The organism is Streptomyces sp. NBC_00250, from assembly GCF_036192275.1.
In the GTDB taxonomy this organism is placed as follows: Bacteria; Actinomycetota; Actinomycetes; order Streptomycetales; family Streptomycetaceae; genus Streptomyces.
In genome coordinates, this window is record NZ_CP108088.1 from 4,673,551 (window position 1) to 4,697,261 (window position 23,711).

At 69.3% G+C, this 23,711-nt stretch carries 21 protein-coding genes; 12 read left to right on the forward strand and 9 right to left on the reverse strand.

Features of this window, described 5'->3' with window-relative positions; genetic code table 11:
- Nucleotides 1-26: 26 nt before the first annotated feature.
- The 6 genes from murJ (at nucleotide 27) to trxA (ending at nucleotide 7,359) form a co-directional block, all read left to right on the forward strand.
- Nucleotides 27-2,270, forward strand: coding sequence for a murein biosynthesis integral membrane protein MurJ (gene murJ, locus OG259_RS21125; protein WP_328943687.1), 2,244 nt, complete (start codon nucleotides 27-29; stop codon nucleotides 2,268-2,270).
- Nucleotides 2,271-2,389: 119 nt separating this feature from the next.
- Nucleotides 2,390-4,114: a protein kinase family protein gene (locus OG259_RS21130; protein WP_328943688.1), complete on the forward strand. Its 1,725-nt coding sequence runs from the start codon at nucleotides 2,390-2,392 to the stop codon at nucleotides 4,112-4,114.
- A gap of 106 nt (nucleotides 4,115-4,220) precedes the next feature.
- Nucleotides 4,221-4,931, forward strand: coding sequence for an RNA polymerase sigma factor SigM (gene sigM / locus OG259_RS21135; RefSeq protein WP_328943689.1), 711 nt, complete (start codon nucleotides 4,221-4,223; stop codon nucleotides 4,929-4,931).
- Complete coding sequence (locus tag OG259_RS21140; protein WP_328943690.1) at nucleotides 4,928-5,875, forward strand: zf-HC2 domain-containing protein; 948 nt, start codon at nucleotides 4,928-4,930, stop codon at nucleotides 5,873-5,875. The genes sigM and OG259_RS21140 overlap by 4 nt, the downstream gene beginning before the upstream one ends.
- A 139-nt stretch (nucleotides 5,876-6,014) precedes the next feature.
- Entirely contained in the window at nucleotides 6,015-6,980 is a 966-nt protein-coding gene (trxB, locus tag OG259_RS21145; RefSeq protein ID WP_328943691.1) for a thioredoxin-disulfide reductase, read from the forward strand.
- A gap of 46 nt (nucleotides 6,981-7,026) precedes the next feature.
- Nucleotides 7,027-7,359, forward strand: a complete 333-nt coding sequence (gene trxA / locus OG259_RS21150; RefSeq protein ID WP_328943692.1) for a thioredoxin — start codon at nucleotides 7,027-7,029, stop codon at nucleotides 7,357-7,359.
- Between the two features lie 97 nt (nucleotides 7,360-7,456).
- Here the strand turns inward: trxA and OG259_RS21155 are convergent, their stop codons facing one another.
- The 9 genes from OG259_RS21155 to rpmH form a co-directional block, all read right to left on the reverse strand.
- A complete protein-coding gene (locus OG259_RS21155) occupies nucleotides 7,457-8,074 on the reverse strand; it encodes a GNAT family N-acetyltransferase (protein ID WP_266894112.1) in 618 nt (205 codons plus the stop codon).
- 157 nt (nucleotides 8,075-8,231) lie between these two features.
- On the reverse strand, nucleotides 8,232-9,332 hold the full coding sequence (locus tag OG259_RS21160; RefSeq protein ID WP_328943693.1) for a ParB/RepB/Spo0J family partition protein: 1,101 nt from the start codon (nucleotides 9,330-9,332) through the stop codon (nucleotides 8,232-8,234).
- On the reverse strand, nucleotides 9,329-10,405 hold the full coding sequence (locus OG259_RS21165; RefSeq protein ID WP_328943694.1) for a ParA family protein: 1,077 nt from the start codon (nucleotides 10,403-10,405) through the stop codon (nucleotides 9,329-9,331). The genes OG259_RS21160 and OG259_RS21165 overlap by 4 nt, the downstream gene beginning before the upstream one ends.
- A gap of 236 nt (nucleotides 10,406-10,641) precedes the next feature.
- Nucleotides 10,642-11,358, reverse strand: a complete 717-nt coding sequence (rsmG, locus tag OG259_RS21170; RefSeq protein ID WP_328943695.1) for a 16S rRNA (guanine(527)-N(7))-methyltransferase RsmG — start codon at nucleotides 11,356-11,358, stop codon at nucleotides 10,642-10,644.
- Nucleotides 11,359-11,475: 117 nt separating this feature from the next.
- Nucleotides 11,476-11,985 (reverse strand): Jag family protein, encoded by a 510-nt coding sequence (locus OG259_RS21175; protein ID WP_189833698.1) that lies wholly within the window; start codon nucleotides 11,983-11,985, stop codon nucleotides 11,476-11,478.
- A 29-nt stretch (nucleotides 11,986-12,014) separates the two neighbouring features.
- Entirely contained in the window at nucleotides 12,015-13,337 is a 1,323-nt protein-coding gene (gene yidC, locus OG259_RS21180; RefSeq protein WP_328943696.1) for a membrane protein insertase YidC, read from the reverse strand.
- 3 nt (nucleotides 13,338-13,340) lie between these two features.
- Nucleotides 13,341-13,667: a membrane protein insertion efficiency factor YidD gene (gene yidD, locus OG259_RS21185; RefSeq protein WP_215065479.1), complete on the reverse strand. Its 327-nt coding sequence runs from the start codon at nucleotides 13,665-13,667 to the stop codon at nucleotides 13,341-13,343.
- Complete coding sequence (rnpA, locus tag OG259_RS21190; protein WP_328943697.1) at nucleotides 13,664-14,035, reverse strand: ribonuclease P protein component; 372 nt, start codon at nucleotides 14,033-14,035, stop codon at nucleotides 13,664-13,666. The genes yidD and rnpA overlap by 4 nt, the downstream gene beginning before the upstream one ends.
- Before the next feature lie 20 nt (nucleotides 14,036-14,055).
- Nucleotides 14,056-14,193, reverse strand: a complete 138-nt coding sequence (gene rpmH / locus OG259_RS21195; protein WP_030205020.1) for a 50S ribosomal protein L34 — start codon at nucleotides 14,191-14,193, stop codon at nucleotides 14,056-14,058.
- Between the two features lie 394 nt (nucleotides 14,194-14,587).
- Between rpmH and dnaA the strand changes: the two genes are divergently transcribed.
- The 6 genes from dnaA (at nucleotide 14,588) to gyrB (ending at nucleotide 23,698) form a co-directional block, all read left to right on the forward strand.
- The gene (gene dnaA / locus OG259_RS21200; protein WP_328943698.1) at nucleotides 14,588-16,351 is read left to right on the forward strand and encodes a chromosomal replication initiator protein DnaA; all 1,764 of its coding nucleotides are present in this window, start codon (nucleotides 14,588-14,590) and stop codon (nucleotides 16,349-16,351) included.
- A gap of 1,017 nt (nucleotides 16,352-17,368) precedes the next feature.
- Entirely contained in the window at nucleotides 17,369-18,499 is a 1,131-nt protein-coding gene (gene dnaN, locus OG259_RS21205) for a DNA polymerase III subunit beta (RefSeq protein ID WP_015034855.1), read from the forward strand.
- Nucleotides 18,500-18,619: 120 nt separating this feature from the next.
- Complete coding sequence (gene gnd, locus OG259_RS21210) at nucleotides 18,620-19,498, forward strand: phosphogluconate dehydrogenase (NAD(+)-dependent, decarboxylating) (RefSeq protein WP_030321240.1); 879 nt, start codon at nucleotides 18,620-18,622, stop codon at nucleotides 19,496-19,498.
- Nucleotides 19,499-19,558: 60 nt separating this feature from the next.
- On the forward strand, nucleotides 19,559-20,680 hold the full coding sequence (gene recF, locus OG259_RS21215; protein WP_328943699.1) for a DNA replication/repair protein RecF: 1,122 nt from the start codon (nucleotides 19,559-19,561) through the stop codon (nucleotides 20,678-20,680).
- Entirely contained in the window at nucleotides 20,677-21,255 is a 579-nt protein-coding gene (locus OG259_RS21220) for a DUF721 domain-containing protein (RefSeq protein WP_266894081.1), read from the forward strand. The genes recF and OG259_RS21220 overlap by 4 nt, the downstream gene beginning before the upstream one ends.
- Nucleotides 21,256-21,667: 412 nt before the next feature.
- Nucleotides 21,668-23,698, forward strand: coding sequence for a DNA topoisomerase (ATP-hydrolyzing) subunit B (gene gyrB / locus OG259_RS21225; RefSeq protein ID WP_328943700.1), 2,031 nt, complete (start codon nucleotides 21,668-21,670; stop codon nucleotides 23,696-23,698).
- Nucleotides 23,699-23,711: the final 13 nt, after the last annotated feature.

Below are 23,711 nucleotides of genomic sequence, written 5' to 3' on the forward strand. Positions count from 1 at the left end.
GCCGGGGACGATGAGGTGGGGTAACCATGAACGCGCCGTACGACGGTGACCGCGGCCAGGGCGCGGGCGGCACCCAGCCGTCCGGTGGGACGCCCGCGGCGCCCCCCGGCTCCGGCTACCCGCCCGTGCCGCCCCCGCAGCAGGGGGCTCCTGGCCCGCAGGGGCAGGGACACGACCCCTACGCGCAGGACGCCGCCACGCAGAACCCCTACGCCCAGGACCCCTACGTCCAGGACGTCTTCACCCATGACCCGTACCGGGCCCAGGACCTGTCCGCGCAGGACCCGGTGACCGAGGCGCTCTACGACCGCGCCGCGCATCCGCCGCCCCCGCCCGGCCTGTACCAGGAGCCGCAGCCGCTCTACCAGCAGCCGGCCGCGCCCCACCACGCTCCCGACCCCCGGGTGTGGGCGCAGACCCCGGCGCCGGAACCCGAGGGCCCCTCGCGCCACCTGCCGTACGGCGACGACGCGCGCACCGTCCAGTTCACCGGCGTCGACGACCTTGTGACCCGGGCCGGTGAGGAGGAGCCCGAGCCGGACGCCTTCGCGCACCTCTACCGGGACCAGCAGACGCCCGGCCAGGTGCCCCCGCCCGCCCCGGAGCCGGACCCGATGCCCGCCCCCGCACCCAAGAAGTCCGGCCGCGCCTCCGGGCTGCTGAAGTCGAGCGCGGTGATGGCCGCCGGCACCCTGGTCTCCCGGCTCACCGGCTTCGTCCGCAGCCTGGTGATCACCGGCGCGCTCGGCGCCGCCCTGCTCGGTGACACCTTCACCATCGCCTACACCCTGCCGACGATGATCTACATCCTCACCGTCGGCGGCGGCCTCAACTCGGTGTTCGTCCCTCAGCTCGTCCGCTCGATGAAGAACGACGAGGACGGCGGCGAGGCCTATGCCAACCGTCTGCTCACCCTGGTGATGGTGGCGCTCGGCGCGATCGTGGTCCTGGCCGTCTTCGCGGCGCCACTGCTCATCCGGCTGATGTCGAACACCATCGCCGACGACGCCGCGGCCAACAGCGTGGCCGTGACCTTCGCCCGCTACTGCCTGCCCACGATCTTCTTCATGGGTGTGCACGTGGTGATGGGTCAGATCCTCAACGCCCGGGGCAAGTTCGGCGCGATGATGTGGACCCCGGTCCTCAACAACATCGTCATGATCGTCACCTTCGGCCTGTTCATCTGGGTCTACGGCACCTCCGCCGAGTCGCACATGGGTGTGCAGACCATCCCGGACGAAGGCATCCGGCTGCTCGGCATCGGCACCCTGCTCGGCCTCGTCGTCCAGGCCCTGGCGATGATCCCGTACCTGCGTGAGACGGGCTTCCGCTTCCGCCCCCGCTTCGACTGGAAGGGCCACGGGCTCAGCAAGACGGTCAAGCTCGCCAAGTGGACCGTTCTCTTCGTCCTCGCCAACCAGGCGGGTGTCCTGGTCGTCACCCAGCTCGCCACGGCCGCCGGTGAGGAGTCCGGGAGGAACGGTGCCGGCTTCCTCGCCTACTCCAACGCCCAGTTGATCTGGGGCATGCCGCAGGCCATCATCACGGTCTCCGTGATGGCCGCACTGCTGCCGCGGATCTCCCGCGCCGCCCACGACAACGACCCCGGCGCCGTCCGGGACGACATCTCGCAGGGCCTGCGCAACTCGGCCGTCGCGATCGTCCCCGTCTCCTTCGCCTTCCTCGCGCTCGGCGTCCCGATGTGCACCCTGCTCTACGCGTCCAGCGGCGTCGAGGCCGCCCAGGGCATGGGCTTCATCCTGATGGCCTTCGGCCTCGGACTGATCCCCTACTCCGTCCAGTACGTCGTGCTGCGCGGCTTCTACGCCTACGAGGACACCCGGACGCCCTTCTACAACACGGTCATCGTCGCCGCCGTCAACGCGGCCGCCTCGGCGATCTGTTACGTCGTCCTGCCCGCCCAGTGGGCCGTCGTCGGCATGGCCGGCTCGTACGGTCTCGCCTACGCCGTCGGTGTCGGCATCGCGTGGCGCCGCCTCCGCAAGCTGCTGGGAGGCGACCTGGACGGCACCCACGTGATGCGGACCTACGCCCGCCTCTGCATGGCCTCCGTGCCCGCAGCGATCGTCTCCGGCGCCGTCGGTTTCGGCCTGCTGAAGCTCCTCGGCGAAGGCGCGTTGGGCTCGCTCGTCGCCCTGCTCGTCGGCGGAGCAGTACTCCTCGGTGTCTTCTTCGTGGCGGCCAAGCGCATGCGGATCGCCGAGCTGAACACCCTGGTCGGGATGGTGCGCGGACGCCTGGGACGCTGAACCGACGGGTCCCGCACAACCATCGGGGGGAGCCGCGTGTCGTGCATAGCGTCCGACTGTGGGCACAATTGGCTTGGCTGTTGGATGTGGCGCAACGGATGGGGAGGCAGGGAACGACGGTGGCGGAACGTAGCACGGCTGCCGTCGACGTGGCCGACAACAGCGGTGACGACCCGCTGACCGCCAAGGCGGATACGGCCGCGACCGACGGGGTGGCGGACAAGCAGAAGACGGCGGAACAGCCCGCCGAGGCCACGGACAAGAAGGCGGTCGAACGACAGAGCGGCGAACAGCCCTCCATCGCGGCTCCGGAACTGCACAGCGGCCACAAACTGGCCCGGCGCTACCGGCTGGAGGAGTGCGTCACTCGTCTGGACGGCTTCAGCAGCTGGCGTGCCGTCGACGAAAAACTACGGCGTGCCGTCGGGGTCCACCTGCTGCCCGCCGACCACCCCAGGGCCCGCTCGGTCCTGGCCGCGGCCCGCTCCTCGGCCCTCCTCGGCGACCCTCGCTTCGTGCAGGTCCTCGACGCCGTCGAGGAGAACGACCTGGTCTACGTCGTGCACGAGTGGCTGCCGGACTCCACCGAGCTGACCGCGCTGCTCGCGGCCGGCCCGCTGGAGCCCCACGACGCCTACCAGCTCGTCAGCCAGGTCTCCCAGGCCATGGCCGCCGCCCACCGCGAAGGCCTCGCCCACCTCCGGCTCACGCCGAGCGCCGTCCTGCGCAGTTCCACCGGCCAGTACCGGATCCGCGGCCTGGCCGTGAACGCCGCCCTGCGCGGCATCACCGCCGAGCGCCCGCAGCGCAGCGACACCGAGGCCATCGGGGCGCTCCTGTACGCCGCCCTCACCCAGCGCTGGCCGTACGACAGCGACGCCTACGGGCTCTCCGGCCTGCCCAAGGGCGTCGGTCTGCTCCCGCCCGACCAGGTCCGCGCCGGCGTCCACCGGGGCCTCTCCGAGATCGCCATGCGCGCCCTGGCCAACGACGGGGCCACCGCCTCGCGCCAGGAGCCGCCCTGCACGACCCCGGACGAGCTGGCCAAGGCCGTCGCAGCGATGCCTCGGGTGAAGCCGCCCGAGCCGGATTTCGCCCCTCCGCCCGAGTACCAGCGCACGACGTACCAGCAGGGCACCTACGGGCGTCCCCAGGTGCGCCCGCCGGTCACCCAGCCGGTGGTCATCCCGCCGCCCCCGCTGCAGAGTCGCACCGGCAAGGCGCTGAAGTGGGCCGTCTCGGCCCTGCTGATCGCCGCCCTGGGCCTCGGCAGCTGGCAGATCGCGGACCGGCTCCTGGGCCAGGACAACGCGCCCAAGCCCCCGAACACGTCTCCGACGATCGACGACGAGAAGCCCGAGCCGCCCAAGCCGCTCGCGATCGAGTCCGCCGAGGAGTACGCACCCGACGGGCTGCCGCAGAACGCCTCGGCTGTCGGCAACACGTACGACAGCGACAGTGCCTCGTACTGGCGCACCAAGACCTTCGTCGGCGGCCCCGTCCTGGCCCCGTACAAGCAGGGCGTAGGGATCGTCTATGACCTCGGGAGCGAACAGAACGTCTCGTCCGCTTCCATAGAGCTCCGCTACAACGGCCCGCACACCACGGTCACCCTGTACGCGGCGGACTCGCTGTCGCCGTCCGGCACCCCGGACACCATGAAGAAGATCGCCACCGTCGAGACCTCGGACTCGACGGCGAAGCCGGAGACCGAGACACCGGTCAAGACCCGCTACGTACTCCTCTGGATGACGTCCGTGCCGTACTCCAGCGGTGACGAATACTTCGGAGCCGGCTACAAGCAGGCCATCACGAACCTGTCGTTCAAGGGGACCACCCCCTGACACCGCACGTCCCACCGATGAGCGCCGAGCCCAGCTCGGCGCTCATTTACTTCCGGGCACGGACCGGATTGAATGCCTGCACGGCTGCCGAGCAAGGAGGGGAACCGTGGCACCAGCGGCTGACGATCCCCGGACGGCGACGGACGACGACCTTCTGGCCCGCCATGTCGCCGGCGATCCCGACGCCTTCGGTGAGCTCGTACGGCGACACCGCGACCGGCTCTGGGCGGTGGCCCTGCGGACCCTGGGGGACCGCGAGGAAGCCGCTGACGCCGTCCAGGACGCCCTCATCTCCGCCTTCCGGTCCGCCCACACCTTCCGCGGCCAGTCGGCCGTCACAACGTGGCTCCACCGCATCACGGTGAACGCCTGCATCGACCGCGCCCGGAAGACCGCCTCCCGCAGGACCTCGTCCATCGACGACACCGCCCGGTTCGAGCAGCTCCTCGAACCCCACGAGTCGGCCGAGGCCCCCGCCGAGCGCCAGGACCTCCACCGGGAGCTGCTGGCCGTGCTCGCCACACTGCCCTCGGAGCAGCGCGCCGCCCTCGTCCTGGTCGACATGCAGGGATACCCGGTCGCCGAGGCGGCCCGTATCCTCGGCGTTCCCACCGGCACCGTGAAGAGCCGCTGCGCGCGCGGGCGGGCACGACTGCTTCCGATGGTCACTCATCTGCGCGCCGACACTGTGGGTAACGAGCCCCCCGATGGGGGAAGGAACCGGACGCCGGGGACATCCGTCCCACCGGTGCCGGGGCCGACGGATACCGGACCGACTGATCCAGCTGCTGTGAAGGGCGGAGGTGGGCGCACGTGACTTCCACGGCCGGCAGGGCCAACACCACACAGCACCCGGACGTCTCGGAGATCTCCGATCTGACCGAGGGGCTGCTCTCACCGACCCGCTCGGCCGCCGTCCGTCGGCATCTCGACAGCTGTCCCCTCTGCGCGGACGTACGTTCCTCCCTGGAGGAGATCCGTGGCCTGCTCGGAACCCTTCCCGGGCCGCCCCGCATGCCCGCGGAGATCGCCGGACGGATCGATGCCGCCCTCGCCGCCGAAGCGCTCCTCAACGCCACCACGCCGGAGAGCGACACCGCTGTTTCACGTGAAACATCGCGCACCACGGCCGAGACGGTTCCCGCTGCCCCTCCCCGTCCGGTCACGGCCCGCGCTGCGGACCGGCCTGCCGGTCGCTCCGGCGCCACCGGCCCCGGCCGGGCCGGGAAGCCCCGCCGCCGGCGTATCGCCCTGCTCTCGACGCTCGGCGCCGCCTTCGGAGCCGTGGTCCTCGGAACGAGCCTGTATCTCAGCCAGACGGGCAGTGTGACCGCCGGAGGGGAGGCGGGGGACACCAAGAAGGCCGACACCGCCGCCGGGGCGGCCCTGAGCCCCTTCTCCGGCTCTCCGGTCGAGGACCGGGTCCACGCGCTCCTGGCCGAGGGCGACACGGCCCAGACTCCCCGTGGCATCGCACCGGAATCCATGTCCACCGAGGCCGAGACCACGGCCCCCGAGCGGAACAGGGACTCCACGGTCCCCGGCTGCGTCCTCGCGGGCACCGGTCGCTCCGACGCGGTGCTGGAGCACGAGCGCGGTGAGTACCGGGGATCGCCCGCCTATCTGCTGGTCCTCCCCGACCCCGCGGACAGCAGCCGGGTCCAGGCCTATGTGCTCGACGCCTCCTGCGCGGACCGCACCACCGGCAGCGGAAGCCCGGCAGCCGATCTCCTGTTCAGCGAGACATACCCGCGCTCCTGATCTCTCTCCCCGTCCGGCCACGGTGCCGCGCGGCGGTCTCGGGAATGTACGCCCCTTAGGATCCGTTGGGTGGGGTGAGAGTGACCGAGACGACCGCCCCCGTAGGCAGTGGCAGTCTGCAGAGACGAGGAAGAAACCCGTGAGCGACGTCCGTAACGTGATCATTATCGGCTCGGGGCCCGCGGGTTACACCGCTGCGCTCTACACCGCCCGAGCGTCGCTGAACCCCCTGGTCTTCGAAGGTGCCGTCACCGCCGGTGGCGCACTGATGAACACGACCGAGGTCGAGAACTTCCCCGGCTTCCGTGACGGCATCATGGGCCCGGACCTGATGGACAACATGCGGGCCCAGGCCGAGCGCTTCGGCGCCGAGCTCGTCCCCGACGACGTCATCGCCGTGGACCTGACCGGTGACATCAAGACCGTCACCGACACCGCCGGCACCGTGCACCGCGCCAAGGCCGTCATCGTCACCACCGGCTCCCAGCACCGCAAGCTCGGCCTCCCGAACGAGGACACGCTCTCCGGCCGCGGTGTCTCCTGGTGCGCCACCTGCGACGGGTTCTTCTTCAAGGACCAGGACATCGCCGTCGTCGGCGGCGGCGACACCGCGATCGAGGAGGCCACCTTCCTCTCGCGCTTCGCCAAGTCGGTCACGATCGTCCACCGCCGTGACAGCCTGCGTGCCTCCAAGGCCATGCAGGAGCGCGCCTTCGCCGACCCGAAGATCTCCTTCGCCTGGGACAGCGAGGTCACCGAGATCCACGGTGAGCAGAAGCTCAGCGGCCTGACCCTGCGCGACACGAAGACCGGCGAGACCCGCGCCCTGCCCGTCACCGGCCTCTTCATCGCCGTGGGCCACGACCCGCGGACCGAGCTCTTCAAGGGCCAGCTGGACCTCGACGAGGAGGGCTACCTCAAGGTGGCCGCCCCGTCGACGCGCACCAACGTCACCGGTGTCTTCGGCGCCGGCGACGTCGTCGACCACACCTACCGTCAGGCCATTACGGCCGCCGGCACCGGCTGCTCCGCCGCCCTGGACGCCGAGCGCTTCCTGGCCGCCCTCGCCGACAGCGAGAAGCTGGCCGAGACCCCCGCGGTCTGACCCCCGTCTCTCCTCACCCACACCCCGCGAGATCAAGGAGGCCGCTGTGGCCCTGAAGACTGTGACCGACGCTTCCTTCGAAGAGGACGTCCTCAAGAGCGACAAGCCCGTCCTGGTGGACTTCTGGGCCGAGTGGTGCGGCCCGTGCCGCCAGATCGCCCCGTCGCTGGAGGCCATTGCCGCCGAGCACGGCGAGATCGAGATCGTGAAGCTCAACATCGACCAGAACCCGGCCACGGCCGCCAAGTACGGCGTCATGTCCATCCCGACGCTGAACGTCTACCAGGGTGGCGAGGTCGTGAAGACGATCGTCGGCGCCAAGCCGAAGGCCGCCATCCTGCGCGACCTCGCGGACTTCGTCGCGCCGACCAAGGCCTGATGCTCTCCTTCTGTTTCACGTGAAACAGAGCAGCGTTTCACGTGAAACAGCAACGGCCCGCCCCTTCCGGGGGCGGGCCGTTCTCGTGTCCCGACGCCTAGAGCGGTCTGAGCACGGGTTCCTTCTGCACGGCCCCGAGCAGTCGATCAAGCGCCATCTCGACGTCCTCCTTCCAGGAGAGCGTCGTCCGGAGCTCCAGCCGCAGTCTCGGAAAGGCCGGGTGCGGCCGCACCGTCTTGAATCCCACCGCCAGCAGGTGATCGGCCGGCAGTACACAGGCCGGCTCCTTCCACCGGGCGTCGCCGAACGCCTCGATGGCCTTGAAGCCCCGCCGCAGCAGATCCTTGGCCACGGTCTGTACGACCATCCGGCCGAGCCCCTGGCCCTGGTAACCGGGCATGATCCAGGCCGTCATCAACTGCGCGGCATCGGCCGCCACAGGACTCGTCGGGAAGGCCGTGGAGCGCGGCACATAGGCCGGGGGAGCGTAGAGGACATAGCCGACCGGCACCTCGTCGACGTAGACCACCCGGCCGCAGGAGCCCCACTCCAGGAGAACGCCCGAGATCCAGGCTTCCTTCTCCAGCTCCGGACGCCCCGCCTTCGCCGCGGCTTCTCCACTGACCGGGTCCAGCTCCCAGAACACACAGGAGCGACACCGCTTGGGCAGGTCCGGAAGATTGTCCAGCGTGAGCGGTACGAGCCGACGCCCCACGGCCCTCCTCATTCCCTCGCCATCGAGCACGGATACGCCATTCGAATCGTATCGATCGGGCGATCCGGACGACACCGCTCACAGGCAAAGGGCGGGCCGCGTTCCGGCGAAGACCGGAGCGCGACCCGCCCTCGGCGGCCTCACACAGTGGAAGGCGTCAGCCCTCCGCACCCTTCTCGGTGCTCTTCTGGTCCATGACCCGTCCCTCACCGGGAGCCAGGGTTGCCAGGATCCGGTCCAGATCCTCCACCGAGGCGAACTCGACGACGATCTTGCCCTTCTTCTGACCCAGGTCGACCTTCACCCGGGTCTCGAAGCGGTCCGAGAGACGGGAGGCCAGATCCGTGAGCGCGGGCGAGACCCGGCCACCGGCGCGCGGCTTCGTCGGCTTGACCGTACCGGCGGGCTCCTCGGAGCCCATGAGGCTCACGATCTCCTCGACGGTACGCACCGAGAGGCCTTCGGAGACGATCCGGTACGCCAGCTTGTCCTGGGACTCCGGGTCCTCCACACCGAGCAGCGCCCGCGCGTGGCCGGCGGAGAGCACTCCGGCGGCCACCCGGCGCTGCACCGGAGGGGAGAGCCGCAGCAGTCGCAGCGTGTTGGAGATCTGCGGGCGCGAGCGCCCGATCCGCTCCGCGAGCTGGTCATGGGTGCAGCCGAAGTCCTTGAGCAGCTGCTCGTAGGCGTGAGCCTCTTCGATCGCGTTCAGCTGGGCACGGTGAAGGTTCTCCAGGAGGGCGTCCAGGAGCATCTTCTCGTCATCGGTGTCCCGGACGATCGCAGGGATCCGCTCAAGACCCGCCTCCTTGGAGGCCCGCAGGCGCCGCTCGCCCATGACGAGCTCGTAGCCCTCGGCGTCGAGCTTGCGCACGACCACGGGCTGGAGGAGACCGACCTCCTTGATGGAGACGACGAGCTCCGCCAGGGCGTCCTCGTCGAAGACCTCACGCGGCTGGTGCCGGTTGGGAACGATGGCGTCGAGCGGAAGTTCGGTGAAGTAGGCCCCCGCCGGGGGCTCCGGCCGGACCACCGGCTCGGCTTCGTTCCATGCCCGCGTCGACTCCGGGGACTGCGCGCTCTGCGGGAGCGTCGCCAGCTTCGCGGCGGCCACCCCTCGGTCCGAGGTCAGCACAGGGGCCGCGCCGGGGGAGGCCATGCCTGCCCCCGCGCCGGCGGCCGGCGTCTGCCGTTCCTGGGGAGCAGCGGGGATCAGCGCACCGAGCCCACGCCCCAATCCCCTACGTCGCTCACTCACTGGATCCCCTCCGACATGCTGCGCTGGTGGTTCTGGTGCCCTACATGGGCGTGCTGCGGGTCGTAGTGCACGGCCGCCCCCCGCAGGGCGATCTCACGAGCCGCTTCGAGATACGACAGGGCGCCACTGGAGCCCGGGTCGTAGGTGAGGACCGTCTGACCGTAGCTCGGGGCTTCAGAAATACGGACGGACCTCGGGATGCTGGTACGCAGCACCTCTTCCGCGAAGTGGGTGCGCACCTCGTCGGCGACCTGCGAGGCGAGCCTCGTCCGGCCGTCGTACATGGTGAGCAGGATCGTCGAGACATGGAGCACGGGGTTGAGATGCCCCCGCACCAGCTCGACGTTCCGCAGGAGCTGCCCGAGCCCCTCCAGCGCGTAGTACTCGCACTGGATCGGGATCAGCACCTCGGCTCCGGCCACCATGGCGTTGACCGTGAGGAGACCGAGCGAGGGCGGGCAGTCGATCAGGATGTAGTCGAGCGGCTGCTCGTAGGCCTGGATCGCCCGCTGCAGGCGGCTCTCACGGGCCACCAGCGAGACCAGCTCGATCTCCGCGCCGGCCAGGTCGATGGTGGCGGGGGCGCAGAAGAGGCCCTCGACATCCATGACCGGCTGCACCACTTCGGAGAGCGGCCTGCTGTCCACGAGGACGTCGTAGATCGAGGGGACCTCGGCATGGTGGTCGATACCGAGTGCCGTGGAGGCGTTGCCCTGGGGGTCCAGGTCGATGACGAGGACCCGGGCACCGTGCAGGGCGAGGGACGCGGCAAGGTTGACCGTCGTGGTCGTCTTGCCGACGCCGCCCTTCTGATTGGCGACCACCATCACGCGAGTCTGGGCCGGGCGGGGAAGTCCCTCACCGGCACGACCCAAGGCCTCTACTGCCAGCTGGGCAGCACGACCAATGGGGGTGTCGTCCATCGGGGGCGGTGTTTCACGTGAAACATCCTCCCCCACCGATTCGGTTCGGGGACCGGGGACCGGATCGGTCATCGGTCCCGCGATGTTGGCGTCGGACCGCAAGGATTCACTCTCCTCGGCTTCAGGCTCGCGATGGGGAGAGCCTGCCATGCTTTCGGGGTCGCGAACCAGCGAGGCCGGGGGTTCTGTGGGTGAATCCACCTCTGTGGACATCTCCGTAACCCTCGCGGGTGGGTTCACGCGGGGTCGACGGTCCCGGGGCGTGGCAGCCGCGCGACCGCGGCTGATGATCCCCTGCAGCAGTGAGCGACGTTTCACGTGAAACACCATGCCCCTGCTGCCCGGCCGGGACCGTTCGACACTCCGAAATGGTACGTATGCGACGCTCAGCGGCGTCGACGGGTCTTGCTCGTCCGGGCCGCCTTGGCTCGCTTGGCCGCGAACCGCACACCACCCGGGCTCTCGCCGACCTCCACCCGGACGACGGTGGACAGCGGATCGACGATCCCCTCGCCCACCTGCAGCACCGAGGTCGCCACCACACCGAGACGGGAGAGCGCGGCGCGAGCACCGGTGATCTCCTCCTCCGCGGTGTCGCCCTTGAGCGCCAGCATCTCCCCGTACGGACGCAGCAGGGGGACTCCCCAGCCGGCCAGCCGGTCGAGGGGCGCCACCGCGCGAGCGGTCACCACATGCACCGGCGTGATCTTGCCGAGCATCTCCTCGGCACGTCCTCGGACCACGGTCACATGGTCGAGCCCGAGCAGCTCGACGACCTCCTGAAGGAAGTTCGTCCGGCGAAGAAGCGGCTCGAGAAGCGTGATCTTCAGGTCGGGCCGGACCAGCGCCAGGGGGATGCCGGGAAGACCGGCGCCCGAGCCCACGTCGCAGACGGTGACGCCCTCGGGGACGACCTCCGAGAGCACGGCGCAGTTCAGCAGGTGGCGCTCCCACAGTCGCGGGACCTCACGCGGGCCGATCAGACCGCGCTTCACACCCGCGTCCGCGAGGAGCTCCGCGTACCGCACGGCCTCCGGGAAGTACTCACCGAAGACTGTCCGCGCCTGCTCCGGAGCCTCGGGGAGCACCGCTTCCTCCGTCACGGGAACCGTCCTTCCGTACCGCACGCATCGCGTGCGAGCGCACTGTGGTGGCTGACTATCAGGCTGACAAAGATCGGCCCCGCCTGCGAACAGACGGGGCCGACACTACGTGAGGCTTCAGGCCGGGAGCACAACGACGAAGCGCTGCGGCTCCTCGCCCTCGGACTCGCTGCGCAGACCGGCGGCGGCGATCGCGTCGTGCACGACCTTGCGCTCGAACGGCGTCATCGGGTCCAGCTTGACCGGCTGGCCGGTGGACTTCACCTCGACTGCGGCCTTGGCACCCAGCTCGGCGAGCTCGGCGCGCTTCTTGGCACGGAAACCGGCGATGTCGAGCATCAGGCGACTGCGGTCACCGGTCTCGCGGTGCACGGCCAGCCGGGTCAGCTCCTGGAGTGCCTCCAGGACCTCACCGTCGCGGCCCACGAGCTTCTGCAGCTCACGGGCAGAGTCGCTGATGATCGAGACCGCGGCCCGGTCCGCCTCGACGTCCATGTCGATGTCGCCGTCGAGGTCGGCGATGTCGAGCAGACCCTCGAGGTAGTCGGCCGCGATCTCACCCTCCTGCTCCAGGCGGGTCAGGGTGTCGCCACCCTCGGCGGCGGCGGAGGTGGTGCCTTCCGTCACGGATGGACTCCTTCTTGCTTCGGCGAGGCTTACTTCTTGGAGGACGGGTGCTTGGGCCGCTGCTGGCCCTTGCGCTGGCCGGACTTGCCCTGGCGGGAGCCTCCGGAGTTGGCGCGGCTCGGACGCGCGGGCTTGTCGCCCTCTGCCTCGTCCTTCGGCTCATCCTTGGCGGCGGCCTTGGCCGGACCCTGGGGCTTCTTCTCGAGCGAGGTGGTCGGCGCCTCTTCGGCGGCCGGCTCGGAAGCTTCCTCGGTGTCCTTCGCCATGGCGTGCTGAGCGGCGGACTGGCGCTGGGCCTTGGTCTGGCGCTTGGGCTGCTGGCGCTTGGCGGCGGGACCGCCCTCGGCCTCGGCCACGATCGTGTCGCTCTTGATCACGGTGCCGTCGGCCTGGGCGGCGAAGCCGGCCTTGCTCAGACCCGCGAAGAAGCGGCGCTCGTTGTCGTTGCGGTCGCTGCCCTTGGCGACGATCACCTTGACGATGTTCTTCCGGCGACGGCCGCGGACCTCGCCGTGCTGCGTGACGCTCTTCAGCAGGCGCTGGAGGTAGGAGTCCTGAGCCTTGCTGCCCGGGGTCGGGTTCTGGTTGATCACGTACATCTGCTGGCCCATCGTCCACACGTTGGTGGTCAGCCAGTAGACGAGGACACCGACGGGGAAGTTGACGCCCATGACGGCGAAGATGACCGGGAAGATGTACATGAGCATCTTCTGCTGCTGCATGTACGGGGTCTTCACGGAGAGGTCGACGTTCTTCATCATCAGCTGGCGCTGCGTGAAGAACTGCGAGGCCGACATCATGACGATCATGATCGCGGTGACGATGCGGACCGAGGTCAGCGAGGCGTCGAGAGCGGCGACCTCAGCGGCGGTGTCCGTGAACTTCGACGCCAGCGGGGCGCCGAAGATGTGCGCCTGACGGGCACTGGCCAGCAGCGGGCCGTCGATGACGCCGATTTCCTTGCCCGAGGCGATGCTGGAGAGCACGTGGTACAGGGCGAAGAAGAACGGCGACTGGGCAAGGATGGGAAGGCACGAGGAAAGCGGGTTGGTACCCGTCTCCTTGTACAGCTTCATCATCTCTTCGGACTGACGCTGCTTGTCGCTCTTGAAGCGCTCCTGGATCGCCTTCATCTTCGGCTGGAGCGCCTGCATGTTCCGCGTCGACTTGATCTGCTTGACGAACAGCGGGATCAGACAGATACGGATCAGCACCACAAGGGACACGATCGACAAGCCCCAGGCCCAGCCGGTGTCAGGGCCGAAGATCGCCCCGTACACCTTGTGGAACTGGACGATGACCCAGGAAACAGGCCAGGTGATGAAGCTGAACAGACTGGCAATCGTGTCCACTAATCAGGCTCCTTGAGCATTGGGCGAGGTCTCTGCGGCCGGGCTCGTCTCGGCGGTGGACCCGCCCTTGTCGCCGCGCAGCGCGTTCCTCAGCATTTCGTGCCAGCGGGGGCGCTTACGCGCGGGGACATGGTCCACGCCGCCGGGCGACCACGGGTTGCACCGCAGGATGCGCCAGGCGGTCAGAGCAGTGCCCTTGATCGCGCCATGCCGGTCGATGGCCGTGAATCCGTAGTGGGAACACGACGGGTAGTACCGGCAGACGGGCCCCAGAAGAGGGCTGATCGTCCACTGGTACAGCTTGATGAGAGCCAGCAGCGGGTACTTCATCGCGTGCCCCCTCCCAGCAGCCGCTGGAGGGCGGCGTCCAGGTCTCGGGCCAGCTGTGCGTGGTCGGCGTCACCGGCTCCGGGCAACGCCCGTACGACCACCAGGCTACCGGGGGGCAGCTCGGTGAGGCGGTCGCGGACGAGATGGCGCAGACGTCGCTTCACCTTGTTGCGTACGACCGCAACGCCCACAGCCTTGCTCACGACGAAACCCGCACGCGTCGGGGGAGCGCTCTCCCCAGGCGCGTGCGGGTTCGTTGCACCGCTGCGTAGGTGGACGACGAGGAGCGGGCGACCGGCCCGGCGCCCTCGGCGTACCGCGGTTGCGAAGTCCTCGCGCCGCCTCAGCCGATTCTCGGTAGGCAGCACGTCATGACCTGTTAAGCAGATCAGGCGGACAGCTCAGAGCGACCCTTGGAACGGCGGTTCGCAAGGATGGCTCGGCCGGCACGCGTACGCATCCGCAGGCGGAAGCCGTGGGTCTTGGCGCGACGACGGTTGTTCGGCTGGAAGGTGCGCTTGCTCACTCGGGGGCTCCAGAAATGATTCGTAGATGGCGGGACATCGCCTGGCTGTCACCGTGCGCCCACGAGTAGCTCGCAATACGCCCGAGTGCACCGCTACACGTTCAAAACCGTGATCTTTGCCCATCGGAGGCAGGCGGCAGCAGCCATCGACAACTCGACCTGGTCACGGTACGCGCGGCTACGCCATCCGGTCAAACCGACCTGTCGCCACCCCCCATTGTGCACAGGCTGTGGACAACAACTTGAACCACGTCAGCCGCCCCGACTACCGTGGACGGACTCCACAATCTTTTCCGTTCTGTCCTTACTGTCCTCACGGGTCCTGTCCTCACGGACATCGACCCACCGTCCCCGAGAACCACACCATCGTGGGACCTGCGAGAAAGCGTGCCCTGTGGCTGACGTACCTGCTGATCTTGCCGCAGTGTGGCCACGCGTCCTCGAGCATCTCCTCGCCGAGGGTCAGCAAGGGATCGAGCCCAAGGACAAGCAGTGGATCGAGCGCTGCCAGCCCCTGGCCCTGGTCGCCGACACGGCACTTCTCGCCGTGCCCAACGAATGGGGCAAGCGCGTCCTGGAGGGCCGGCTCGCCCCGCTGATCAGCGAGACCCTCAGCCGTGAGTGCGGCCGCCCGATCCGGATCGCGATCACCGTCGACGACTCCGTCGGCGAGCCGACTCCGCCGGCGCCCCCGGTGCAGCAGTCCCAGCAGCCCCGCTACGACGAGCGCCAGCAGCCCGAGCCGTACGAGAAGTACGACGGCTACGGCCACCGGCCGATGCCCGACGACGGGCTGCCCACGGCCCGCCCGGCCTACCCGGACTACTCGCAGCAGCGCCCGGACCCGGGCGCCTGGCCGCGCACCCAGGAGGACCTTTCCTGGCAGCAGCCCCGGCTGGGCGGCTACCAGGAGCGGGCCCCGTACACCGGCCCCGAGCAGTCCCGGCAGTCGCGCTACGACGAGCCGCCCCGCGGCTACGAGCAGCAGCGGCCCGAGCGCGCCGAGCTGCCCGACCCGCAGAACCACGGTGCCCGTCCCGGTCCCCGGCCGGGCGGTCCCGTGGGTGTCCCGGGTGGCGGCCACGGCGCCTCCTCCGGGCAGGGCTCCGGCGCTCCCGGCGAGCAGCACGCGCGGCTGAACCCCAAGTACCTCTTCGACACCTTCGTCATCGGTTCCTCGAACCGCTTCGCGCACGCGGCGGCGGTCGCGGTGGCCGAGGCGCCGGCGAAGGCGTACAACCCGCTCTTCATCTACGGGGAGTCGGGGCTCGGCAAGACCCATCTGCTGCACGCGATCGGGCACTACGCGCGGAGCCTCTACCCGGGCACGCGCGTGCGGTACGTGAGCTCCGAGGAGTTCACGAACGAGTTCATCAACTCGATCCGCGACGGCAAGGGCGATGCCTTCCGCAAGCGCTACCGCGATGTGGACATCCTGCTCGTCGACGACATCCAGTTCCTCGCGAGCAAGGAGTCGACGCAGGAGGAGTTCTTCCACACCTTCAACACCCTGCACAACGCGAACAAGCAGATCGTGCTCTCCTCGGACCGGCCGCCCAAGCAGCTGGTGACCCTGGAGGACCGGCTCCGCAACCGCTTCGAGTGGGGCCTCACCACCGATGTGCAGCCGCCCGAGCTGGAGACGCGGATCGCGATCCTCCGCAAGAAGGCGGTGCAGGAGCAGCTCAACGCCCCGCCGGAGGTGCTGGAGTTCATCGCGTCCCGGATCTCGCGGAACATCCGCGAGCTGGAGGGCGCGCTGATCCGGGTGACGGCCTTCGCGAGCCTCAATCGGCAGCCGGTGGACCTCGGGCTCACCGAGATCGTCCTGAAGGACCTGATCCCGGGCGGCGAGGACTCGTCTCCGGAGATCACGGCGCCGGCGATCATGGCGGCGACGGCCGACTACTTCGGTCTGACGGTGGAGGACCTCTGCGGATCCTCGCGCAGCCGCGTCCTGGTGACGGCCCGGCAGATCGCCATGTATCTGTGCCGCGAGCTCACGGATCTGTCGCTGCCGAAGATCGGCGCGCAGTTCGGCGGCCGTGACCATACGACGGTGATGCACGCGGACCGCAAGATCCGGGCCCTGATGGCGGAGCGGCGCTCCATCTACAACCAGGTCACCGAGCTCACCAACCGCATCAAGAACGGCTGACCGCCGGCTGACATCCGGCCGGCGGACGGCCGCAGCCGACCCCTGCAAGGGCGTTCCGGGACATCTCCCGGGGCGCCCTTCGGCGTTCCCCGGGACTTCGCGGGGGCCTCCTGAGGCCCTCCTGGGCTCTGCTGGGGCTCTGCTGACGTTCCCCTGAAGCCGTCGTAAGGCCGTCCACAGGACGTTCCAGAGCCCTTCCCGGACCCTCCAGAAGGGGTCGGAGAACCCTCCCGAAGCCCTCCCGGTGCCCTCCCGCGGCGCTCGCGACCGCCGCCCGGGACCTCGTCCGGGGGACGAGCTGTTCGATTACTCCGTTCCGGTGGCGGGTTCTCCACAGATTGGGGGATGATCTCCCGTCCACAGGGTGGGGACTGTCGAGTTATCCGGATCGTGTCCACAGGCGGGACTGCTGACAGATCATCACCCCAGGTCAGCCCCTTGTGGAATTGTTGGTAAAAGATCTCCACAGGCTGTGGACAAAACTTTCGTCCACAGGGGGTCCCGAAGGTTGTCCACCGGCTGCCCACAGGGCGGGCTTCGTTGCCCACAGCTTCTCCACACCCCTGTCCACTGTTCGGCAACGAATCGCCCCCTCTCACCGCGTCGAGTGAAAGCCGTCACACCAAGGGGGACGGTTGGGCTGTGGGGAACGTGGGTAAAGCTGGGGACAGCGCTGGGGAGAACTCCCCATGGCCTGTGCATCGGGTGTGCAGAACTTTTGGGTGTCCACAGAGAACCCCAGTTGTCCACCGGCTCCACCCACAGGCGCAGTGGACAAAAAACCGGGCCTGACCTGCGAAAACGACGTTATCCACCGTTTCCACAGGCCCTACTACTACTCCCACATAGAGTTAGCCCGGAATTCGCTTCGAAGTGGGACCTGTGCACAACTCGGCGCCGGAGCTCCGACGCGCTCTTGTCGCGACTTGACCCCGAGCAGCACCGAGTGTCCGCGGCGTACGTCAGACTGGTTCCCGCAGTCGACGAAGAGCCAGCAACAAGCAGGAGGCGGTTCCGGTGAAGATCCGGGTGGAGCGCGACGTACTTGCCGAGGCGGTGGCCTGGGTGGCCCGCAGCCTCCCGGCCCGTCCGCCGGCCCCCGTGCTCGCTGGCCTTCTGCTGAAGGCCGAGGACGGCGCGCTGAGCTTCTCGAGCTTCGACTACGAGGTCTCGGCCCGTGTCTCCGTCGAGGCGGAGGTCGAGGAGGACGGCACCGTCCTGGTCTCCGGCCGGCTGCTCGCCGACATCTGCCGCGCCCTCCCCAACCGACCGGTGGAGATTTCCACAGACGGTGTACGGGCGACCGTGGTCTGCGGCTCCTCCCGCTTCACCCTCCACACCCTGCCTGTGGAGGAGTACCCGGCGCTGCCGGAGATGCCCACCGCGACCGGCACCGTCCCCGGTGAGGTCTTCGCCTCCGCCGCCGCGCAGGTGGCCATCGCCGCCGGCCGTGACGACACGCTGCCCGTGCTCACCGGTGTGCGCATCGAGATCGAGGGCGACACGGTCACCCTGGCCTCCACCGACCGCTACCGCTTCGCGGTCCGCGAGTTCCTGTGGAAGCCGGAGTCCCCGGACGCCTCCGCGGTCGCCCTGGTGCCGGCGAAGACCCTCCTGGACACCGCCAAGGCGCTCACGAGCGGTGACACGGTCACCCTGGCGCTCTCCGGCTCCGGCAAGGGCGAGGGCCTCATCGGCTTCGAGGGCGCGGGCCGCCGCACCACCACCCGCCTGCTCGAGGGCGACCTGCCGAAGTACCGGACGCTCTTCCCCACCGAGTTCAACTCGGTCGCGGTGATCGAGACCGCGCCCTTCGTCGAGGCCGTCAAGCGCGTGGCCCTGGTGGCCGAGCGCAACACCCCGGTCCGGCTGAGCTTCGAGCAGGGCGTGCTGATCCTGGAGGCCGGCTCCAGCGACGACGCACAGGCTGTGGAGCGCGTCGACGCGCAGCTGGAGGGCGACGACATCTCGATCGCCTTCAACCCGACCTTCCTGCTGGACGGCCTGAGCGCGATCGACTCCCCGGTCGCCCAGCTCTCCTTCACGACCTCCACCAAGCCGGCGCTGCTGAGCGGCAAGCCCGCGCTCGACGCCGAGGCGGACGAGGCCTACAAGTACCTGATCATGCCGGTGCGGCTGTCCGGTTGATCCCGGTCGGGACGACGCCGCTGGGGCATCGCCTGAGCGGCTGACCCCACAGGTGTGCACCCGGGTCCGGGCGTAGGCTCGGACCCGGGTAAACCGCACACGACGCTTAAGGAATCTCTGATGGAGCTCGGTCTCGTCGGTCTCGGCAAGATGGGCGGCAACATGCGTGAGCGCATCCGCCGCGCAGGCCACACCGTCATCGGATACGACCGCAACCCGGACCTCGCCGATGTCCACAGCCTGGAAGAGCTTGTGGGCAAGCTCAAGGGTCCGCGCGTCGTGTGGGTCATGGTTCCGGCCGGTGCCGCGACCCAGTCCACCATCGACGAGCTGGCCGACCTGCTCTCCCCCGGTGACATCGTCGTGGACGGCGGGAACTCCCGCTGGACCGACGACGAGAAGCACGCCGAGGAGCTGGCGGCCAAGGGCATCGGCTTCGTCGACTGCGGCGTCTCCGGCGGTGTCTGGGGCCTGGAGAACGGCTACGCGCTGATGTACGGCGGCTCCGCCGAGGACGTGGCGAGGGTCCAGCCGATCTTCGACGCGCTCAAGCCCGAGGGCGAGTTCGGCTCGGTCCACGCGGGCAAGGTCGGCGCCGGTCACTTCGCGAAGATGGTCCACAACGGCATCGAGTACGCGATGATGCAGGCCTACGCCGAGGGCTGGGAGCTCCTGGAGAAGGTCGACTCCGTCACCGATGTGCGTGAGGTCTTCCGCTCCTGGCAGGAGGGAACGGTCATCCGTTCCTGGCTGCTCGACCTCGCGGTGAACGCCCTGGACGAGGACGAGCACCTGGACCAGCTGCGCGGCTACGCGTCGGACTCCGGCGAGGGCCGGTGGACGGTCGAGGCCGCCATCGACAACGCCGTACCGCTGCCGGCGATCACCGCCTCGCTGTTCGCGCGGTTCGCCTCCCGCCAGGACGACTCCCCGCAGATGAAGATGATCGCCGCGCTGCGCAACCAGTTCGGTGGCCACGCGGTCGAGACGAAGAAGTAATCCACAGGCTGTGCACCCCGCGGTGCACGGCCGCCGGGGGAAGAAGGTCGGCGCCCAACCATGCACGTCACGCATCTGTCGCTGGCCGACTTCCGCTCCTACGCCCGGGTCGAGGTCCCGCTCGACCCGGGCGTCACCGCCTTCGTGGGCGCCAACGGCCAGGGCAAGACCAATCTGGTCGAGGCCGTCGGCTATCTCGCGACCCTCTCCAGCCACCGCGTCGCCTCCGACGCCCCGCTCGTCCGGATGGGGGCGGAGCGCGCGGTCGTCCGCGCCGCCGTCACCCAGGGCGAGCGCTCCCAGCTGATCGAGCTGGAGCTCAATCCCGGCCGGGCCAACCGTGCCCGTATCAACAGGTCCTCGCAGGTCAGACCGCGTGACGTGCTGGGGATCGTACGGACCGTGCTGTTCGCGCCCGAGGACCTCGCCCTGGTGAAGGGCGACCCCGGCGAGCGCCGGCGCTTCCTCGACGAGCTGATCACGGCGCGCACACCGCGCATGGCGGGCGTGCGCTCCGACTACGAGCGCGTGCTCAAGCAGCGCAACACGCTCCTGAAGTCGGCGGCCATGGCACGACGGCACGGCGGCCGCGGCATGGACCTGTCCACCCTCGACGTCTGGGACCAGCACCTGGCGCGGACCGGCGCCGAGCTGCTCGCGCAGCGGCTCGATCTGATCGCCGTACTGCAGCCGCTCGCGGACAAGGCGTACGAGCAGCTCGCACCCGGCGGCGGACCGATTCTGCTGGAGTACCGGCCCTCCGCGCCGGGCACCGGACACACCCGCGAGGAGCTGTACGAACAGCTGATCGCCGCGCTCGCCGAGGTGCGCAAGCAGGAGATCGAACGGGGCGTCACCCTCGTCGGCCCCCACCGCGACGAGCTGCTGCTCAAGCTCGGCGAGCTGCCGGCGAAGGGGTACGCCAGCCACGGCGAGTCCTGGTCGTACGCGCTGGCGCTGCGGCTCGCCTCGTACGACCTGCTGCGGTCCGAGGGCAACGAGCCCGTCCTCGTCCTCGACGACGTCTTCGCCGAGCTGGACGCCCGGCGGCGGGAGCGGCTCGCGGAGCTGGTGGCCGGCGGCGAGCAGGTCCTGGTGACGGCCGCCGTGGACGACGACGTACCGGGGGTCCTCGCGGGGACGCGGTACGAGGTGGCCGGAGGGACGGTGGAGCGGGTATGAGCGAGGAAAACCTTCCCCAGCCTGTGGATACCTCTTCGCCTTCGGGGCCTTCCGCGCCGTCGGTGCCCGAACCCTCGGGTGTGGATCTCGCACGGGTCGCGCTGCGCGCCGCCAAGGAACAGGCGAAGGCCAAGGGCGCTGCCGCCCAGCAGAAGAAGCAGGCCCGGCGCGGGGGCGGTCTGCGCTCCGGCGCGCGCGCCGACGGGCGCGACCCGATGGCGCTCGGCGCCGCGATCAACCGGCTCATCACCGAGCGGGGCTGGGAGACGCCGGCCGCGGTCGGCGGGGTCATGGGCCGCTGGCCGCAGATCGTCGGCGAGGACCTGGCCAAGCACTGCGTACCGCTGAAGTTCGACGACGAGCCGGACGCGAGGGTGCTGACGGTGCAGTGCGACTCGACGGCGTGGGCGACGCAGCTGCGGCTGCTCGCGCCGACGCTCGTCGCGCGGCTCAACGAGGACCTCGGTCACGGGACCGTGCGGATGATCAAGGTGCTGGGGCCGGGGGCGCCGCGGCGGGGGTACGGGCCGCTGCGGGCGCCCGGCAGTGTCGGGCCCGGGGACACGTACGGCTAGGGCGCCGGGCGGCCTCGGTTTCTCGGCGCGGGCCACGTGCGTGGTCGCTGCAGCGGGTCCCGGTGGTGCTGGTCACAGCGGACGGGCGCCGTGCGCGTGGGCGTTGTGCCCACCCTCCCCCGGACTCCGTCCGGGCGGACTTCCACGCCCGGCGGCCGCATGCCCACGACGGGGCGGCGTCGGTGCCCACAACGCGCTACGGGTCGAAGCGCTGGGTGGCCGTCAGAGGGCTCTGAAGCCCCTGTCCGGATATGGGGAGTCGTTTGGCTCCCGCTCAGGGCGGCACATGCGGACTCAGGCACCGGCAAACCCCCATGAGTGTCGGCGCTACCGGTAGACTGGGAGACAATCCCGCCACCCTGCGGAACAAGTCGAACGACGCAGCCGCTCCCGTATGCCCGGAGAACGGCCTGTGCTGTGCCAGAAAGGGCGCTTCGTGGCCGATTCCGGCGACCCCAACGAGAACAACCAGTACACCGCCAGCAACATCCAGGTCCTCGAAGGCCTGGATGCCGTGCGCAAGCGCCCTGGCATGTACATCGGCTCGACCGGCGAGCGCGGTCTGCACCACATGGTGCAGGAGGTCGTCGACAACTCGGTCGACGAAGCCCTGGCCGGCCACGCCGACACCATCGACGTGACGATCCTGGCCGACGGCGCCGTGCGCGTCATCGACAACGGCCGTGGCATCCCGGTCGGCATCGTGGCCTCCGAGGGCAAGCCGGCCGTCGAGGTCGTGCTCACCGTGCTGCACGCGGGCGGCAAGTTCGGCGGCGGCGGCTACGCCGTCTCCGGCGGTCTGCACGGTGTCGGTGTGTCGGTCGTGAACGCCCTGTCCACCAAGGTCTCCGTCGAGATCAAGACGGACGGCCACCGCTGGACGCAGGACTACAAGATGGGCGCCCCGACCGCGCCCCTCGCGCAGCACGAGGAGACCGACGAGACCGGCACCTCGGTCACGTTCTGGGCCGACCCGGACATCTTCGAGACGACCGAGTACTCCTTCGAGACGCTCTCGCGCCGCTTCCAGGAGATGGCCTTCCTCAACAAGGGCCTGACGATCACGCTCACCGACGAGCGCGAGTCCGCCAAGGCCACGGTCGGCGCCGACGACCCGGACGCCGAGGCGGCCGCCGAGCCGGCCGCGCGCACGGTGAAGTACCACTACGAGGGCGGCATCGTCGACTTCGTGAAGTACCTCAACTCGCGCAAGGGCGAGCTGGTCCACCCGACCGTCATCGACCTGGAGGCGGAGGACAAGGACAAGGCCCTGTCCCTCGAGGTCGCGATGCAGTGGAACAGCGGCTACAGCGAGGGCGTCTACTCCTTCGCCAACATCATCCACACCCACGAGGGCGGCACGCACGAGGAGGGCTTCCGTGCGGCGCTGACCTCGCTGATCAACAAGTACGCGCGCGACAAGAAGCTGCTCCGCGAGAAGGACGACAACCTCACGGGCGACGACATCCGCGAGGGTCTGACCGCGATCATCTCGGTCAAGCTGAGCGAGCCGCAGTTCGAGGGCCAGACCAAGACCAAGCTGGGCAACACGGAGGCCAAGACCTTCGTCCAGAAGGCGGTCTACGAGCACCTCAACGACTGGCTGGACCGCAACCCGGTCGAGGCCGCGGACATCATCCGCAAGTCGATCCAGGCCGCCACCGCGCGCGTGGCCGCCCGCAAGGCGCGCGACCTGACCCGCCGCAAGGGCCTGCTGGAGTCGGCGTCGCTGCCGGGCAAGCTGTCCGACTGCCAGTCGAACGACCCGGCCAAGTGCGAGATCTTCATCGTCGAGGGTGACTCCGCCGGCGGCTCGGCGAAGTCCGGCCGTAACCCGATGTACCAGGCCATCCTGCCGATCCGCGGCAAGATCCTGAACGTCGAGAAGGCCCGGATCGACAAGATCCTGCAGAACACCGAGGTCCAGGCGCTCATCTCGGCCTTCGGCACCGGTGTGCACGAGGACTTCGACATCGAGAAGCTCCGCTATCACAAGATCATCCTGATGGCGGACGCCGACGTCGACGGCCAGCACATCAACACCCTGCTGCTGACCTTCCTCTTCCGCTTCATGCGGCCGCTGGTCGAGGCCGGTCACGTCTACCTCTCCCGCCCGCCGCTCTACAAGATCAAGTGGGGCCGGGACGACTTCGAGTACGCGTACTCGGACCGCGAGCGGGACGCACTCGTCGAGCTGGGCAAGCAGAGCGGCAAGCGCATCAAGGAAGACTCGATCCAGCGCTTCAAGGGTCTCGGTGAGATGAACGCCGAGGAGCTGCGCGTCACCACCATGGACGTCGAGCACCGCGTCCTCGGCCAGGTCACCCTGGACGACGCCGCCCAGGCCGACGACCTGTTCTCGGTCCTGATGGGCGAGGACGTCGAGGCACGCCGCTCGTTCATCCAGCGCAACGCCAAGGACGTTCGCTTCCTCGACATCTGAGTCGGTCTCAGCT

Bases quoted from the DNA above. Each gene is read 5' to 3' on its own strand.
- murJ (WP_328943687.1), top strand. From the start codon at position 27: ATGAACGCGCCGTACGACGGTGACCGCGGCCAGGGCGCGGGCGGCACC.
- OG259_RS21165 (WP_328943694.1), bottom strand. From the start codon at position 10,405: ATGGCAGGCTCTCCCCATCGCGAGCCTGAAGCCGAGGAGAGTGAATCC.
- yidD (WP_215065479.1), bottom strand. From the start codon at position 13,667: ATGAAGTACCCGCTGCTGGCTCTCATCAAGCTGTACCAGTGGACGATC.
- gnd (WP_030321240.1), top strand. From the start codon at position 18,620: ATGGAGCTCGGTCTCGTCGGTCTCGGCAAGATGGGCGGCAACATGCGT.
- recF (WP_328943699.1), top strand. From the start codon at position 19,559: ATGCACGTCACGCATCTGTCGCTGGCCGACTTCCGCTCCTACGCCCGG.
- OG259_RS21220 (WP_266894081.1), top strand. From the start codon at position 20,677: ATGAGCGAGGAAAACCTTCCCCAGCCTGTGGATACCTCTTCGCCTTCG.